14 protein-coding genes and 1 pseudogene are annotated in these 16,152 nt (G+C 69.2%); 8 read left to right on the top strand and 7 right to left on the bottom strand.

Annotated features, from left to right (window positions below; all coding sequences use genetic code 11):
• Positions 1-118 precede the first annotated feature (118 nt).
• Complete coding sequence (locus tag G3M62_RS19475; RefSeq protein WP_165190027.1) at positions 119-1,456, top strand: hypothetical protein; 1,338 nt, start codon at positions 119-121, stop codon at positions 1,454-1,456.
• 108 nt (positions 1,457-1,564) lie between these two features.
• Positions 1,565-2,605, top strand: coding sequence for an alpha/beta hydrolase (locus G3M62_RS19480; protein WP_165190029.1), 1,041 nt, complete (start codon positions 1,565-1,567; stop codon positions 2,603-2,605).
• Positions 2,606-2,760: 155 nt separating this feature from the next.
• Here G3M62_RS19480 and G3M62_RS19485 read toward each other — a convergent pair whose 3' ends face one another.
• Both G3M62_RS19485 and G3M62_RS19490 read right to left on the bottom strand, forming a co-directional pair.
• Positions 2,761-2,961 (bottom strand): hypothetical protein, encoded by a 201-nt coding sequence (locus G3M62_RS19485; RefSeq protein ID WP_165190031.1) that lies wholly within the window; start codon positions 2,959-2,961, stop codon positions 2,761-2,763.
• 68 nt (positions 2,962-3,029) lie between these two features.
• Positions 3,030-3,662 (bottom strand): TetR/AcrR family transcriptional regulator, encoded by a 633-nt coding sequence (locus G3M62_RS19490; RefSeq protein ID WP_165190033.1) that lies wholly within the window; start codon positions 3,660-3,662, stop codon positions 3,030-3,032.
• Positions 3,663-3,908: 246 nt separating this feature from the next.
• Here G3M62_RS19490 and G3M62_RS19495 point away from each other — a divergent pair, with 246 nt between their 5' ends.
• The 5 genes from G3M62_RS19495 to G3M62_RS19515 all read left to right on the top strand — a co-directional run bounded on the left by G3M62_RS19495 (position 3,909) and on the right by G3M62_RS19515 (position 12,077).
• Positions 3,909-4,979, top strand: coding sequence for an efflux RND transporter periplasmic adaptor subunit (locus G3M62_RS19495; protein WP_246263332.1), 1,071 nt, complete (start codon positions 3,909-3,911; stop codon positions 4,977-4,979).
• Positions 4,980-5,145: 166 nt separating this feature from the next.
• A complete protein-coding gene (locus tag G3M62_RS19500; RefSeq protein WP_165190035.1) occupies positions 5,146-8,226 on the top strand; it encodes an efflux RND transporter permease subunit in 3,081 nt (1,026 codons plus the stop codon).
• A gap of 86 nt (positions 8,227-8,312) precedes the next feature.
• Positions 8,313-9,959: a phytoene desaturase family protein gene (locus tag G3M62_RS19505; RefSeq protein ID WP_165190036.1), complete on the top strand. Its 1,647-nt coding sequence runs from the start codon at positions 8,313-8,315 to the stop codon at positions 9,957-9,959.
• A 172-nt stretch (positions 9,960-10,131) separates the two neighbouring features.
• Positions 10,132-11,289, top strand: coding sequence for an aromatic ring-hydroxylating oxygenase subunit alpha (locus G3M62_RS19510; RefSeq protein ID WP_165190037.1), 1,158 nt, complete (start codon positions 10,132-10,134; stop codon positions 11,287-11,289).
• 194 nt (positions 11,290-11,483) lie between these two features.
• Complete coding sequence (locus G3M62_RS19515; RefSeq protein WP_165190038.1) at positions 11,484-12,077, top strand: TetR family transcriptional regulator C-terminal domain-containing protein; 594 nt, start codon at positions 11,484-11,486, stop codon at positions 12,075-12,077.
• Positions 12,078-12,110: 33 nt separating this feature from the next.
• Here the strand turns inward: G3M62_RS19515 and G3M62_RS19520 are convergent, their stop codons facing one another.
• Both G3M62_RS19520 and G3M62_RS19525 read right to left on the bottom strand, forming a co-directional pair.
• Positions 12,111-12,350: a hypothetical protein gene (locus G3M62_RS19520; protein ID WP_165190039.1), complete on the bottom strand. Its 240-nt coding sequence runs from the start codon at positions 12,348-12,350 to the stop codon at positions 12,111-12,113.
• 194 nt (positions 12,351-12,544) lie between these two features.
• A complete protein-coding gene (locus G3M62_RS19525; protein WP_165190040.1) occupies positions 12,545-12,730 on the bottom strand; it encodes a hypothetical protein in 186 nt (61 codons plus the stop codon).
• A gap of 186 nt (positions 12,731-12,916) precedes the next feature.
• Between G3M62_RS19525 and G3M62_RS19530 the strand changes: the two genes are divergently transcribed.
• Positions 12,917-13,225: a hypothetical protein gene (locus tag G3M62_RS19530; RefSeq protein WP_165190041.1), complete on the top strand. Its 309-nt coding sequence runs from the start codon at positions 12,917-12,919 to the stop codon at positions 13,223-13,225.
• A gap of 29 nt (positions 13,226-13,254) precedes the next feature.
• On the opposite strand, the pseudogene G3M62_RS26610 reads toward G3M62_RS19530, so the two are convergent.
• The 3 genes and pseudogenes from G3M62_RS26610 to G3M62_RS19540 all read right to left on the bottom strand — a co-directional run.
• Positions 13,255-13,338 (bottom strand): annotated as a pseudogene (locus tag G3M62_RS26610) (hypothetical protein); the annotation flags it as partial.
• Positions 13,337-14,611: a Xaa-Pro dipeptidase gene (locus G3M62_RS19535; protein WP_165190043.1), complete on the bottom strand. Its 1,275-nt coding sequence runs from the start codon at positions 14,609-14,611 to the stop codon at positions 13,337-13,339. The pseudogene G3M62_RS26610 and the gene G3M62_RS19535, both read right to left, overlap by 2 nt.
• Positions 14,612-14,768: 157 nt before the next feature.
• Positions 14,769-16,106 (bottom strand): amino acid permease, encoded by a 1,338-nt coding sequence (locus tag G3M62_RS19540; protein ID WP_165190045.1) that lies wholly within the window; start codon positions 16,104-16,106, stop codon positions 14,769-14,771.
• Positions 16,107-16,152 lie beyond the last annotated feature (46 nt).

Below are 16,152 nucleotides of genomic sequence, written 5' to 3' on the forward strand. Positions count from 1 at the left end.
CACACGATTCAAGATTGCAACCTTCAGGGTAAATATTATAGTTAAGCTTCAGCCATGGGTTTAGCGCATTGGGGGGCTTATGCGAAAGCTTGCGACGGTCATTTGCGTTGGATTTCTGGTGTCGGGATGCGCGTCCCACAACCTGCTGCGCGTCGACGGCGCGGGTCCCGCCGTGGAAAACCCCAAGATCATCGAGGCGGTCAACCTGACGGTCGCCCTGAACCCGGCCGGCCTGCCGCCGCGAGGCCAGATCGCCGACTGCCTGAAGGCCGAAACGCTTCCGGAGGCGTGCAAGGCGGCCGGAAGCAATGTGTCCGCCAAGAGCCTGCTGACCTTGCTGGGCTTTGGCGAAGCCAGCTCGGCTTCGCGCAAGGACGATCGCCTGACACAGGAGCGCATGCGGCTGGAAGCGGCGCTGGCGGCCTTCTACGAACCGCTCAACGATGATTTCGGGCCGGCCGAGGATCGACGGGACCGCCTTCAGGCGCGGCTCCTCGGCGCCTCGGACGCCAATTGCGCCACCTTCGCCCAAACCATCTACGGGACCCAGGCGTCCTCCAACTTCATTTTCGGCGGCCTGGCCACCAGCCTGGCCGGCGCCGGCGCCATCACCACCAACCAGCAGACCGCCCGGCTCCTGTCGGGCCTGGCCGGGATCTCGTCCGGCCTTCGCACCGAGGCCAACGAGGACTTCTTCCGCAAGCAGTGGATGGAAGCCGTCGTCAAGGCGATCAACACCTCGCGCGACAAGATGCGGGCCGACATGACGGTCCGCCAGGCCCAGTCGATCAGCGACTATCCCGTCGAGGCCGCGATCGCCGACGCCATCCGCTACAACGGCGAATGCAGCCTCGTGGCGGGAATGAAGGAAGTGAACTCCGCCGTGACCATCGCCGACGATCCGGCCGGCATGAAGGCGCTGAAGAGCACCTTCAGCCAGGCCGGCTACAAGGTGGACTTCAACCTGCGGGGCCGCGTCGACGATCCGGCGGTGGGCGCCACGGACGGCCCCGCGCCGACCGAGCGCCGCGAAGTATCGGGGCGAGCCGGCGACGCGATCCTGAAGCTCAATGGAGCGGTTCAACGAGCGCAGGGCCGGGCGCATCTGCTCGTCGAACAGACGAAGGCGGACTACAAGGCCAAGAACAACAAGGACATGCCGGCGGCGGATGTCGCCGCGCTCCAGGGCAAGCTGGATGCGATCACGGCGCCCTTGGACTACGGCGCTCCGAATTCAACCACGAAGCAGTCCTTCGACAACTTGGCGAAGTTCGCGACCGACGCCGCGAAATTGAACGCGGAACTGGCCCAACTGCCCGCCTCCAAGACGGCCGAACGAAGCGACAAGCAGGCCGAAATTCGCGCCAACGACGCCCAGGCGGCCGCCGAGCTCGCGCTCGCGCTTCATCGGGTCAACAGCGCCGACCAGGCCCTCGGGAAGGTCGTGGCGCCATAGGCGCCCACGGGCGCGACTACGGGGTCTGCCCGGCGTCGCTTCGGTAGATCACCGGATTTACGCGTCCCCGGCGTTTGCGACGATGCGCGCCAGCCTGGGGAAACCGCCGTGGCCATACGCCTTTCCGCAGTCCTGGCCGCCGCCCTGGTCCTGGCCGCCTGCGGGAGCACGCCCAAGGGGTTCCTGATCCCTACGGCGGCCCCGCCGCCGCCGGGGACCACCCAGATCGACATGATGGTGGTCACCACCCGCGCCGCCTCGCCCGTGCCCGGGGTGATCTATGGCGGCGAGCGCGACGCCAGCGCCTCGGGGACCGAGATCGTCGTCTCCGTGCCGCCCAACCACAAGGTCGGCGCCGTCGAGTGGCCCAAGCACGAGCCGCCCGATCCGGCCACCGAGTTCGCCACCCTCAGCGTCGCCCCGTCCGACCGCGCCAACACCCTGGCCTGGTTCGACCGCATGGGCGGCCGGCACGCGCGGCTGCTGGTGTTCGTGCACGGCTTCAACACCCGGTTCGAGGCGTCGGTCTACCGCTTCGCCCAGCTGGTGGCCGACTCCAAGGCCGACGCCGCGCCGCTGCTGTTCACCTGGCCCTCGCGCGGCAAGCTGTTCGACTACGAGTACGACCGCGACAGCGCCATCTATTCCCGCGACGCCCTGGAGGAGGCCCTGACCAAGGCGGCCGACGCGCCGCGGGTCAAGGAGATGACCGTGGTGGCCCATTCGATGGGCACCTACCTGACCATGGAGGCCCTGCGCCAGCTGGCCATCCGGCGCGGCGGCCTGCCGGCCAAGATCAACAATGTCGTCCTGGCCTCGCCCGATATCGATCCCCAGGTGTTCGCCCACCAGTTCGCGGCCCTGGGTCCCAACCCGCCGCACATCACCATCTTCGTGTCGCGCGACGACCGGGCCCTGCTGATCTCGCGCTTCCTGGCCGGCAACCTGATGCGCCTGGGCGCCATCGACCCCAGCCAGGAGCCCTATCGCTCGAAGCTGGAGGCCAACGGCCACATCACCGTCATCGACCTGACCAAGCTGAAGGCCGGCGACAGCCTCAACCACGGCAAGTTCGCCCAGAGCCCGGAAGTGGTGAAGATGCTGGGGGCGCAGCTGATCAATGGGCAGGTGCTGACAGAGGGGGAGTGAAGGGGCCGGAGGGAATTAGATCCTCCCCCTGTGGGGGAGGTGTCGGCGAAGCCGACGGAGGGGGGAGTGATCGGCAGGCGGCCCAATTCCGGGTCGTCGATCCTACAACTCCCCCACCGATCGCTACGCGATCGCCTCCCCCACAGGGGGAGGCTTTAGAACGCCTCGTCTTCCTCGACGCCCTCGTCGTCGGACTCGCCGCCCATGGCCGCTTCCAGGCTTTCGATGATGTCGTCCATCTGGTCCGGCGTGATCGAGACATAAAGCGCCTCGCCGCCCACGGCCGAGACCAGCAGGCGGTAGCCGTCCTCGGTTTCCTGCAGGCTGAAGGTTTCGAGAAGCTGCAGCTTGGCCATGGGATGTCTCGTGGAGCGAAAAGGGAAGGCGCGGATATAGGCGCGGCGCGGCCTTTCCGAAACCCTCTCTACTTCAGCGCCCCGCGCCGCAACATCGCGATGTGCCCCGCGATCAGCGCCTCGCGCTCCACCCACGGGAACTCCGGCCGGGCGATCAGCAGCGACACCAGCCCGTGCAGCCCCGCCCACAGGGTCTGGGTCAGGCGCAGGGGGTCGTCGTCGTGGGTCAGGCCGGCGGCGTGCAGCTCGGCGATCATCGCCACGAAGGCCTGGAAGGCCTCGATGCCCGCCGCCATCGGGCGGCCGCCGGTGCGGGCCAGGAACGAGCCGTCGTGGTTCTTCTCGACCATGAAGGCCACGCGGTAGGCGTCGGGCTCGCTGAGGCCGAAGTCGATATAGGTCATCATCGCCCGGTCGAACATTTCCGGCGTCGGCGACCAGCACGAGCGGCCGTTGTCCATCCGCGCCTTCAGCTTGGCGAAGGCCCGCACGCACAGCTCGGCGATCAGGTCGTCCTTGGTGGCGAAATAGGCGTAGAGCGCCGGCTGGCTGATGCCCGCCGCCTCGGCGATCTGCCGGGTTGAGACCGTGTGCACGTCCTTGGCGCTGAACAGCCTGAGCGCCGCGTCGAGGATCTCTTCCCGGCGCTCGGCGCCCTGGCCCTTGGGTTTACGCGGCGATCGGACTTGCGGCGACTTCATCGTGCTGGAGCCTTTCCCAGGCCGGGCGCGGCTTGACAAGTCGCGATAATCTATCACTGATAACTTATCACTGATCGATAGTCGAGGGGGCGGGTCATGGGCGGGGACTTGGGAGCCGGATCGGCGGACGACGCCCCCTCCGTCCGCTTCGCGGCCACCTCCCCCGTTGTTGCACGGGGGAGGAGAAGGATGTCTCCGCTTCCTCCTCACCCGCATCGCGGGGGAGGTGGCGCGAGGCGCAGCCTCGTGACGGAGGGGGCGTCCATCGCGCTCCTGCTCGCCCTCGTCGCCTGCGGCCCCGCCAAGACCCCCGCCGCCCCGCCGCCGCCCCAGGCGGTGGAGGCCGTCGCCGTCTCCGCCCCGCGCGCCAGCGGCGGCGTCTCCGCCACCGGAACCCTGGAGCGCCGCCGCGAGATGGCGCTGTCGTTCCGCATCGCCGGGGTGCTGACCCGGGTCTCCGTCGAAGCCGGCGATCCCGTCCGGGCCGGCCAGGTGCTGGCCACCATCGACCCCGCCGCCGTCGACGCCCGCCAGCAGGCCATGTCGTCCGACCTCGACAAGGCCCGCCGCGACCTGGAGCGCGCCAAGACCCTCTACGCCAAGGGCTATGTGGCCAAGGTGCGGGTCGACGACGCCGAGAGCGCCGTGCGCTCGGCCAACGCCGCCTACAGCAGCGCCGCCTTCGACCGGCGTTGGGCGCAGCTGGTCTCGCCCGCCTCGGGCGTGGTGCTGGAGCGCAAGGCCCAGGCCGGCGAGGTGGTCCAGCCGGGCCAGGCCGTGGTCAGCGTCGCCGACCTGGCCAGCCCGCTGGTGCTGCGCGTGCCCCTGCCCGACCGCGATGTCGCCGGGATCGGGGTCGGCGCCCCGGTCGAGGTCAGCGTCGACGCCCTGCCCGGCCAGGTGCTGTCCGGCCATGTCACTCGCGTGGGCCAGTCGGCCGACGCCCGCACCGGCGCGGTCACGGTCGAGATCGAGGTGGCGGCGCGGCCCGAGCTTCGCAGCGGCCAGATCGCCACCGCCCGCCTGGCCAGCCACGTAGCCGCCACCGCCGGCTCCGGCTTCGCCCGCGTTCCCGCCGAGGCGGTGCTGGAAGCTTCGGGCGGCAAGGCGGCCGTCCTTCGTTTGGACAACGCCAAGGGGGAGATGAGAGCCAGGCGCACCCCCGTCCAGTTCGGCGGCTTCGACGGCGACGACGCCCTGGTCGCCGGCCTGCCCGACGGCGCCCGGGTGATCACCGCCGGGGCCGGGTTCGTCTCGGACGGCGACCGGGTGAGCGTGACCGACCCGAAGGCGCTGGGGAAGGCGGCGGAGCGATGAGCGGCGTGGCCCTTTCCTCGCCGTCAGCGCTCGTGAACGTCCTCGTCCTTCGACAGGCTCAGGATGAGGACGACTTCAATGGCGGTTCACTAGAAACCCTCATCCTGAGCTTGTCGAAGGACGAGGGTTTCTTCCCCCCGCCGGTTGAGCGCGTGGAGCGTTCCGCATGAAGTTCGACCTCGCCGGCTTCGCGGTCCACCGCTGGCAGTTCACCCTGGTCGCCTTCGGCCTGCTGATCATGCTGGGGCTGAACGCTTTCTCCAGCGTGCCGCGCTCGGAGGACCCGCACTTCCCCGTGCCCATCGTCGTCATCCGCGCCGTCCTGCCGGGGGCGGAGCCGGCCGAGATGGAGCAACTGGTCGCCCACCCCATCGAGGACGCGGTCTACGGCCTGGACGACATCGACAAGGTGATCTCCACCAGCCTGGACGGCGCGGCGATCGTCGCCGTCCACTTCACCTGGAACGTCGATCCCGAGCGCAAGTACGACCAGGTGGTGCGCGAGGTGAACGCCATCCGGGGGAACCTGCCGGCCGGCCTGGCGCGGCTGGAGATCGAGCGGGTGCGCACCACCGAGGTGGCCATCGTCCAGACCGCCCTGGTCAGCGACACCCTGCCCATGCGCCGCCTGGAGAAGGTGGCCGACCGGCTGCGCGAGCAGATCGACCGCGTGCCCGGCGTGCGCCGCTCCGAGTACTGGGGCACGCCCAGCAGCGAGGTGCGGGTGTCGCTGGACCTGGCCCGGCTGTCGGCGCTGAAGCTGCCGGCCACCGCCGTCTCCGACGCCCTGAAGGCCAACGGCGCCGAGGCCCCGATCGGCGCGGTGCAGGCGGGCGAGCGGCGGTTCAACGTCAAGGCCGGCGGCGCCTTTCGCGACCTGGAGACCATCCAGAACACGCCCGTCCGCTCGGTCGGCGGCCAGGTACTGCGGGTGCGCGACGTGGCCGACGTGGCCTGGGCCCAGGACGAGCCCACCCACCTGACCCGCTTCAACGGCAAGCGGGCGGTGTTCGTGACGGTGACCCAGAAGGACGGCCAGGACGTGGCCCGGATCACCAAGGCCGTCGACAAGGTGCTGGACGACTACGAGAAGACCCTGCCCGCCGGGGTGAAGCTGGAGCGCGGCTTCGTCCAGGCCCGCAATGTCGAGCACCGCCTGGGCAACCTGTTCCGCGACTTCGGCATCGCCCTGGTGCTGGTGCTGATCACCCTGCTGCCGCTGGGGCCTCGCGCGGGCCTGGTGGTGATGGTGTCGATCCCGCTGAGCCTGCTGATCGGCCTGTCGCTGCTGCAGGCGTTCGGCTTCACCCTCAACCAGCTGTCCATCGCCGGCTTCGTGCTGGCCCTGGGCCTGCTGGTCGACGACAGCATCGTCATCACCGAGAACATCGCCCGCCGCATCCGCGAGGGCGAGGAGCGCACGGCCGCGGCCGTCAACGGCGCCAACCAGATCGCCCTCGCCGTGCTGGGCTGCACCGCCTGCCTGATGCTGGCCTTCCTGCCGCTGATGGCCCTGCCGGCCGGCTCGGGGGCCTATATCAAGTCGCTGCCGGTGACGGTGCTGTGCACGGTCGGCGCCTCGCTGCTGGTGTCGATGACCATCATCCCGTTCCTGGCCAGCCGGGTGCTGGACAAGCATTCCGACCCTGAGGGCAACCGCCTGCTGCGGGCGGTGAACGGCGGCATCCACCGCTTCTACCGGCCGGTGCTGCACTTCGGCCTGGCCCGGCCGTGGCTGTCGCTGGCGATCATGCTGGCCCTGTGCGCCACCACGGTTCCAATGCTGAAGATCGTCGGCTCCAGCCTGTTCCCCGCCGCCGAGACCCCGCAGTTCCTGATCCGCATCGAGACGCCCAACGGCAGCCCGCTGTCGCGCACCGACCGGGCCCTGCGCTTCGTCGAGGCCCGGCTGAAGGCCGAGCCGAAGATCATCTGGCAGGCCGACAACCTGGGACGCGGCAATCCGCAGGTGTTCTACAACCAGTCCCAGCGCGAAAGCTCGACCACCTACGCCGAGGTGTTCGCCAGCCTGAAGGCCTGGGAGCCGGGCAGGAGCGACAAGGTGCTGGACGGCCTGCGCGCCGACTTCGCCCGCTTCCCCGGGGCGAAGATCAGCGTCGTCACCTTCGAGAACGGCCCGCCCATCGAGGCGCCGGTGGCCGTGCGCCTGACCGGCCGCGACCTGGACGTGCTCAAGGCCCTGGCCGCCCGCGCCGAGGCGATCCTGAAGGCGACGCCGGGCGCGCGCGACGTCAACAATCCCATGCGCCTGGATCGCACGGACCTGGACCTGGGCGTCGACGAGGGCAAGGCCGCCGCCCTGGGCGTGCCGGCCGGCGCCCCGCGCCGCGTGGCCCGCCTGGCCCTGTCGGGCGAGGAGACCGGCCGCTTCCGCGACGCCGATGGCGACGACTACGCGGTCAAGGTGCGCCTGCCGATGACCGCCTCGGCCGGGGCGCTCCAGGCCGGCGACCACAACACCCTCTCCGACCTGGCCAAGCTGTATGTGCCCACCGCCGAGGGCGAGGCCGCGCCCCTGGGGTCCATCGCCTCGCCCACCCTGCGCTCCAGCCCCGCGCGGATCGACCGCTTCGACCGCGAGCGCACGGTGACGGTGACGTCCTACGTCCAGACCGGCTACCTGACCGCCAAGGTCACGGCCGACGCCCTGGCCCGCCTGAACCGCGAGCTGCCGATGCCGCCCGGCTACCGCCTGAGCCTGGGCGGCCAGGCCGAGGCGCAGTCGGAGAGCTTCGCGGGGCTGGGCGCGGCGGTGATGGTGGCGGTGTTCGGGATCCTGGCGGTGCTGGTCCTGGAGTTCCAGAAGTTCAAGACCGCCCTGGTGGTGGCCGGCATCATCCCGTTCGGCCTGTTCGGCGCGGTCGCGGCGCTGTGGATCACCGGCTATTCGCTGAGCTTCACCGCGACCATCGGGCTGATCGCCCTGATCGGCATCGAGATCAAGAACTCGATCCTGCTGGTGGACTTCACCGAACAGCTGCGGCGCGACGGCATGGGCCTGCACGACGCCATCGAAAAGGCCGGCGAGGTGCGGTTCCTGCCGGTGCTGCTGACCAGCGTCACGGCGATTGGGGGGTTGTTGCCGCTGGCGATGGAGGGGTCGGGGCTGTACTCGCCGCTGGCCATCGTGATCATCGGCGGGCTGATCACGAGCACGGTGCTGTCGCGGGTGGCGACGCCGGTGATGTACTGGCTGACGGCGCGGGGGGACGCGGAGCGCACCTAAAGCCTCCCCCACAGGGGGAGGCTTTAGACCACGCTTGCCTATTTTACACTCGTATAGCAACCTCTCCCCACCCAGGGGAGAAGACCATGACCACCGCCACCCAACACCGCGACGCGATCATCATCGGCGGCGGGCACAACGGTCTGGTCTGCGCCTTCTACCTGGCCAGCGCCGGGCTGAAGGTCACGGTCTGCGAGGCGCGGGACGTGGTCGGCGGGGCGGCGGTGACCGAGGAGTTCCATCCGGGTTTCCGCAACTCGGTGGCCAGCTACACGGTCAGCCTGCTGAGCCCCAAGGTCATCGCCGACATGGACCTGCACGGCCACGGCCTGCGGATCCTGGAGCGGCCGATCTCCAACTTCCTGCCGATCGACGACACGTCCTACATGAAGCTGGGCGGCGGGCTGGAGCGCACCCAGGCCGAGTTCCGCAAGTTCTCGGCCAAGGACGCCGAGCGCCTGCCGGCCTATTACGACATGCTGGACGAGATCGGCGACGTGCTGCGCGACCTGGCCGGCGAGACCCCGCCCAATCTGAGCGACGGCCTGCCGGGCCTGCTGCGGGGCCTGCGCCAGGGCTCGCGGATGGCGGGCCTCAGCCTGGAGCGCAAGCGCGACCTGCTGGACCTGTTCACCAAGAGCGCCCGCGACTTTCTCGACGGCTGGTTCGAGAGCGACGCGGTCAAGGCCAGCTTCGGCTTCGACGCCGTGGTCGGCAACTTCGCCAGCCCCGACAGCCCCGGCTCGGCCTATGTGCTGCTGCACCACACCTTCGGCGAGGTGAACGGCAAGAAGGGCGCCTGGGGCCACGCCGTCGGCGGCATGGGGTCGATCACGCAAGCCATGGCGAAAGCCTGCCGCGCCAAGGGCGTCGAGATCCTGCTCAAGGCCCCGGTCGAGGCGATCCATGTCGAGGACGGCGCCAAGGGCAAGACCGCCGTCGGCGTCCAACTGGTCGACGGCCGCCAGTACCGGGCGCCGATCATCAGCTCCAACCTCAACCCCGCCCTGCTCTATGGTTCGCTGGTCGCCCCCTCGGCCCTGCCCGCCCCGTTCAAGAAGGCGATCAAGGGCTACAAGAACGGCTCGGGCACCTTCCGGATGAACGTGGCCCTGTCGGAGCTGCCCGACTTCACCTGCCTGCCCGGCAAGGCCGTGGCCGAGCACCACCAGTGCGGCATCGTGCTGTCGCCGACCCTGGACTACATGGACGAGGCCTACCGCGACGCCAAGGCGACCGGGATCAGCAAGCGGCCGATCGTCGAGATCCTGATCCCCTCCACCCTGGACGACAGCCTGGCCCCGCCCGGCCAGCACGTGGCCAGCCTGTTCTGCCAGCAGTTCGCCTGGGACCTGCCCGACGGCCGCTCGTGGGACGACGAGCGCGAGGCCGCCGCCGACCTGATCATCGACACGGTCAACCAGTGGGCCCCCAACTTCAAGGCGTCGGTCCTGGGACGGATGATCCTGTCGCCGGTCGACCTGGAGCGGAAGTTCGGCCTGGTCAACGGCGACATCATGCACGGCCACATGTCGCTGGACCAGCTGTGGGCCGCCCGGCCGGTGCTGGGGCACGCCAGCCACCGGGCGCCGATCAAGGGGCTCTACATGTGCGGCGCGGGGTGCCATCCGGGTGGTGGGGTCTCGGGCAATCCGGGACGGAACGCGGCGCGGGAGATCCTGCGGGACCGGGATTTCGGCACGGCGGTGAAGCTGAGCCTGGTGGGGCGGTGATGGCGATCACTTGCCCCCTACGGATCGCTTCGCGATCGTCTTCCCCCATAGGGGGAAGAGGCTACGCCGCCGGCGCGGTGCGCGAGCCTCCGCCCCCTATGGGGGCGGACAGGCGGCGAAGCCGCCAGGTGGGGGCAAGTGTTCACCGGCATGATGGTGGAGGATTGTCGTGATGGACCTGAACCTCCCCAACCACGACCCCGACGCCGCCGATCCTGATGCAAATTGGGGCCTGCCCGGCTGGCTCTACGACAACGCCCGGTTCTTCAAGGAGGAGCAGGACAAGGTCCTGCGCCCGTCCTGGCAGATCGTCTGCCATCTGAACGACATCCCGAAAGCCGGCGACTTCCACACCTTCGACTTCCTGGGCGAGAGCACCGTGGTCGTGCGCGGCAAGGACGGCGGGGTCAAAGCCTTCGCCAATGTCTGCCGTCACCGGGCCGCCCGGCTGCTGGACGGACCGAGCGGCCATTGCGGCCGGATCGTCTGCCCCTACCACGCCTGGACCTACGCCCTGGACGGCCAGTTGATCGGCGTGCCGCACCGCGAGACCTATCCCGCGCTGGAGATGGACAAGCAGGGCCTGGCGCCCGTGCAGACGGAGGTCTATCGCGGCTTCGTCTTCGTGCGGCTGGAGGGGGACGGCCCGTCGGTCGCGCAGATGATGGCCCCCTACGACCACGAGCTGGAGCCCTACCGCTTCGAGGAGATGATCCCGTTCGGCCGCGTCACCCTGCGGCCGCGGACGGTGAACTGGAAGAACATCAGCGACAACTATTCCGACGGCCTGCACATCCCCATCGCCCACCCCGGCCTGACCCGGCTGTTCGGGCGGGGCTATGGCGTGGAAGCCGAAACCTGGGTCGACAAGATGTGGGGCCAGCTGATCGAGGAGCCGTCGCACAATCCCTCGGAGCGGATGTACCAGCAGGTCCTGCCCGACGTCGAACACCTGCCGGCCGAGCGCAAGCGGCTGTGGACCTATTTCAAGCTCTGGCCCAACCAGGCCTTCGACATCTATCCCGACCAGGTGGACTTCATGCAGTTCATCCCGGTCTCGCCGACCCAGACCCTGATCCGCGAGATCGCCTACGCCCTGCCCGACGCGCGGCGCGAGATGAAGGCGGCGCGGTATCTGAACTGGCGCATCAACCGCCAGGTCAACGCCGAGGACACCGAGCTGGTGGCCCGCGTGCAGCAGGGCATGGCGTCGCGGAGCTTCACGGCCGGGCCGCTGGCGGACACCGAGGTGTCCTTGCGGAGCTTCGGGCGGAAGATGCGGGCCCTGATCCCGCAAGCGCGGCTGCATCGCCCGCCGGAGGGGTGGTGACGGGCGGTGACGCCCCCTCCGTCACGCCGCTTCGCGACGCGCCACCTCCCCCGTTGCACGGGTGAGGAGAAGAGGCGTCAAGTTCCTCCTCACCCGCATCGCGGGGGAGGTGGCGCGATGCGAATATGCATCGTGACGGAGGGGGCGTCCTCGTCCGGGATGACAACCGTTTGGGATGCTCGTAGGCGTAAATCATGAGCACCCGCGCCCCCTTCACCCGCGAAGCCGCCGATGTCCGCCGCACCGCCCTGATCGAGGCGGCCATGCGGGTGCTGGCCGACAAGGGGGTGGCCGGAGCGTCGGTGCGGACGATCTGCGCCGAGGCCGGGGTCAGCGCCGGGCTGCTGCGGCACTATTTCGACGGGGTCGACGCCCTGATCGCGGCGGCCTACGAGGCGACCGGGGCGCTGATCGACGCGGCGCTGGAGGCGGCGGTCGAGGCGGCCGGATCCGAGCCCCGCGCGCGGCTATCGGCCTACCTAATCGCCAACTTCGCCCCGCCGGTCCAGGACCCGCGGCTGCTGGCCACCTGGCTAGCCTTTTGGAGCCTGGTGAAGGTGGACCCGGCCATCGCCGCCATCCACCGCCGAACCTATGCCGGCTACCGCGCGCGGCTGGAGGAGCTGCTGGCGGCCTGCGACCCGAAGGTCGACGCGCGGCTGGCGGCGATCGGCCTGACGGCCGTGGTGGATGGACTGTGGCTGGAGCTGTGCCTGGACGCCACGGTGTTCACCCCGGCCGAGGCCGGCGCGATCGCCGAGCGGCTGGCGGCGGGGTATCTTTCCTAAACCCCTCTCCCGATGGGAGAGGGTCTTAAAAACTTAAGCCGCCGCCTGGGCGCCGAGGCTGGTGCGGCCCCAGCTGGCGCGGCGGGTTTCCGGCTCGGACACCGAGACCCGGGCGGTCTTGCCCTGGGTGCGCATGTGGCGGGCCAGCATTTCGGCCACGCCGACCGCTTCGGGCTGGCAGGGATAGGAGCCGATCAGGTCCAGCGTGTCGTTCCAGGTCACGTGCCAGACGCCGGAGACGGGTCGAACGAAGTAGGTGTGTTCGTCGGCCATGGGGTTCACTCCTCGGTTCACTCAAGCATCAGGCTTACAGCGGCGGCATGACAGCTGTATCAATGCTGCACAGCAACATCTTGTTGCATTGCACACTGCAGGAGCCGCGCCAAGGGGACCTTTGGTGAATCAGCGGGCAGGATTGGGGCAGCTTGGCCGTTAAAATCGCTTACGGCGCAAGGATTCGGCGTGTCTCAGTGTCGCCAGGCGAAGAGCGATATCGCCCCCAGGATCAGGCCGGCATAGGCGCCCAGCCCCCACATCAGATGCTCGCCCTCGTCGTCGCTGTAGCGCGCGTCCAGCAACCGATCGCCCAGCGGCAGGGCCGCCCCGAACGAGACGACCAGACGACCGGTGGCGATGAGGATCCGAGTGATCATGGTACGGACGGTGCGCCTCAAAGGTTAACCAGACGCTTAAGTTGTAGGTTGCGCTGAATACACCTTCTCTCAGAGGGAGAAGGAGGGACCCGCGCCGTCAGGCATGGGAGGATGAGGGGTTACGCCGTCGACCGGCGTGCCGGCACGCCTCTCCCTTCCAAGCCAAGGTTCGCCTAAGCTGACGCCATGAGCCTGACCAACGCCCTGCTATTCCTGGCCTTCCTCCTGGCCAATCTCGCCATCGTCGGCACGATGCTCTTTCTCAGCAGCAGCGTGGAGACGCTTCTGGCCCAGCGGCATCCCGATGTCTGGCGGTCCATGCAGGGCTATTCCTTCGCCGCGCGCGAAGCCCGGACACGGTTCTTCCTGAGCCGCGCGCCCTATCGACTGAACGATCCTGAACTGTCGCAAGCCTTGACGAGATGCTGGCTCGGTAATGGCGCGTGGTGTGCGTTCATACTCCTGAGCGTCATCGTCATGGCGCTGCGGAGCTAGACTCTCGTTGTTTCAAGATGGCAGACCCAGCCGGCACGCCGTCTAGCGCCGTCACCCCTCACCCTCCCACCGCTGCGCGGCGGGCCCCTCCCTCTCCCCTCCGGGAGAGGGTTATTTGACCACCACCCCGCCCTTCATCACCGCGCTGACGTGCTCCAGCAGGGTAATGTCGGCCATGGCGTCGCCGTCGACGGCGATCAGGTCGGCGTAGCGGCCGGGGGCGATCGCCCCGACGTCGGTCTTGCGCATCAGCTCAGCGGCGACCGTGGTGGCCGACTGGACCGCCTGCATCGGGGTCATGCCGTAGCGGACCATGTATTTCATCTGGCGCGCATTGAGGCCGTGCGGATAGACCCCGGCGTCAGTGCCGTAGGCGATCTTGACCCCGGCCTTGACCGCCTTGCGGAAGCCCTGGCGCTGGGCCTCGGTGGTGTCGAAGTTCTTGCGCAGGGTCTCGGCCGGCCAGCCGTGGGCCTTGCCGTATTCGTCGATCCAGTCGCCGTCATAGATGTCGGCCACCAGGAACACGCCCTTGGCCTTCATCATGGCGATGGCCTCGTCGTCCATCAGCGAGCCGTGCTCGATCGAGCGCACGCCGGCCCGCATGGCCGACTTCATGCCCTCGGCCCCGTGGGCGTGGGCGGTGGCGTAGGTCCCGCGCTTGGCGGCCTCCTCGATGGCGGCGCGCATCTCGTCCTCGGTCAGCTCCTGCTGGCCCGGCTCGGTGCCGACGGTGAGGACCGCGCCGGTGGCGATCAGCTTCAGAAAGTCGGCGTGGTGGGCCAGGATGTTGGCGGCCTTGCGGTGGGCGTCGGCGGCGTCCTGCACCACGCCCACGCGCATCTCGTCGGGCAGCTTCACGTCGTCGGAGATGCCGGTGATGTCGCCGCCGCCGCCGGGGATGGTGATGTAGGCGCCGGCCACCGACATCCGGGGCCCGGGCACCAGGCCGGCGTTGATCGCGTCGCGCAGGGCCACGTCGCCGAACGCCCGCCAGGTGCCGACGTCGCGCACGCTGGTGAAGCCTGCCTCCAGGGTCACGCGGGCGTGGGCGGCGGCGATGAACGACTGGTAGGCGGCCGTGGTCAGCAGGGGCTCGGCGATGTTCTCGGTCTGCTCCTGGTCGACCAGGTGGGTGTGCATGTCGATCAGGCCGGGCAGCACCATGCGCTTGGACCAGTCCAGGACCGGCCCGTCGGTGGGGGCCGCGGTCCAGGGCGTGACCGAGACCACCCGCTCGCCGTCGATCTTGATCAGCTGGTCGCTCAGCACCTTGCCCTGCAGGGTGTCGACCAGCTTGCCGGCGTGGACGTAGAGCGGGGCGGCCTGCGAGGCGAACGCGGTGAGCGCCAGGGCGGCGGCCATGAGGGCGGTGCGGAAGGTCATGCGCGATCTCTCTCTAAACCGCTCATCCCGGCGAATGCCGGGACCCAGATCCGATGGCGGTGCGGCTGATTGGAAGAGCTCCGAGCCCTTGGCGTCAGCCTCAAAGCCATTCTATCTGGGTCCCGGCATTCGCCGGGATGAGCGGGCTTTTGGGGTGTCATGAGCTGGTCGAACGCCCCCGCGTCAGCCAGTAGAACGGCGCGCCGATGGCCAGCAGTCCCAGGCCCAGCAGCACGGCCTGGCCGCCGGCGCCGACCAGGGTCCACACCGAATAGAGCCCCGCCAGGATGGCGATCACGGTCAGGGCCGTGGTCGGGGCGATGCGGCGGGAGGCCTGCAGCTTCAGCGCCGCCAGGGCGCAGGCCAGATAGGCGAACAGCGAGGCCGTGGTGGCGACGAGGGCGATGAAGGTGAACAGGTCGGCCATCGACTTGGCGTAGTTCATCAGCACCAGGACGGTCAGGAAGCCAGCCGACAGCAGGTGGGCGCGAACGGGCGCGCCGCGCGCCGACTCCTTGCCCAGGAACGCCGGAAACACCCCGCCCTTGGCCATGGCATAGGGCATCTCGCCCTGCAGCAGCACCCAGCCGTTCAGGGCTCCGAAGGCGCTGATCGCCGCGAACAGAGCCAGGACCTGGCCGGCGTGGCCGCCCCAGTAGAGACCGACGAAGTCCGACAGCGGGGCGTTGGAGACCTTCAGCCGGTCGGTGGGCATCAGCAGCACCACCGCCGAACAGACCAGCAGATAGATCACGCCCGTGAACACCGTGCCCACCAGGGTGGCGCGGGGAATGGTGCGGACCGGGTCGACCACCTTGCCGGCCGGCACCGTCGCCGACTCCAGGCCCAGCAACGCCCACAGGGTCAGGGCTCCGGCGGCGGTGACGCCGCCCGGATGGATGTCGGACGCATGGAACGGAGTCAGGGTCGCGCCGCCGTCGCGGCCGATCACCCAGAAGGCCAGGCCCGCCACCGCCACCAGCGGCAAGAGCTTCAGCACCGTGGTCACCACCTGCACCCCGCCGGCCAGGCGCGCGCCGGCGATGTTGACCCCGACCAGCAGCCAGACCGAGCCCAGGGTCACCAGCAGGTGCAGGCCCGGAACCCTGGCGATGGCCGGGAAGATCACCGACAGATAGCTGACCGCCCCGGTGGCGATGGCGGCGTTGCCGACCCACAGCGAGATCCAGTAGCTCCACGCCACCATGAACCCGACCAGCGGCCCGAAGGCTTCCTGGGTGTAGGCGTAGGGCCCGCCAGCCTTGGGGAATTCGCGCGCCAGGCCCGCGAACACGAAGGCCAGGCACAGGGCGCCGGCGATGGTCAGCAGCCAGCCGAACACCGCGTTCCAGCCGTAGGGGGCCAGGGACGCGGGCAGCATGAACACCCCCGAGCCGATCATGTTGCCGACCACCAGGGCCGTGCACATCCAGAAGCCCAGGGCCCTGGGGGCGGTGATCTTGGGGTTGGGGACCTTCTGCCGGGTCTCTGTCATGCGGTTACGCTTTCACGCGAAGGGCTGTGCGTCCATCGTCGAAGAT

Source organism: Caulobacter soli, assembly GCF_011045195.1.
Lineage (GTDB): Bacteria > Pseudomonadota > Alphaproteobacteria > Caulobacterales > Caulobacteraceae > Caulobacter > Caulobacter soli.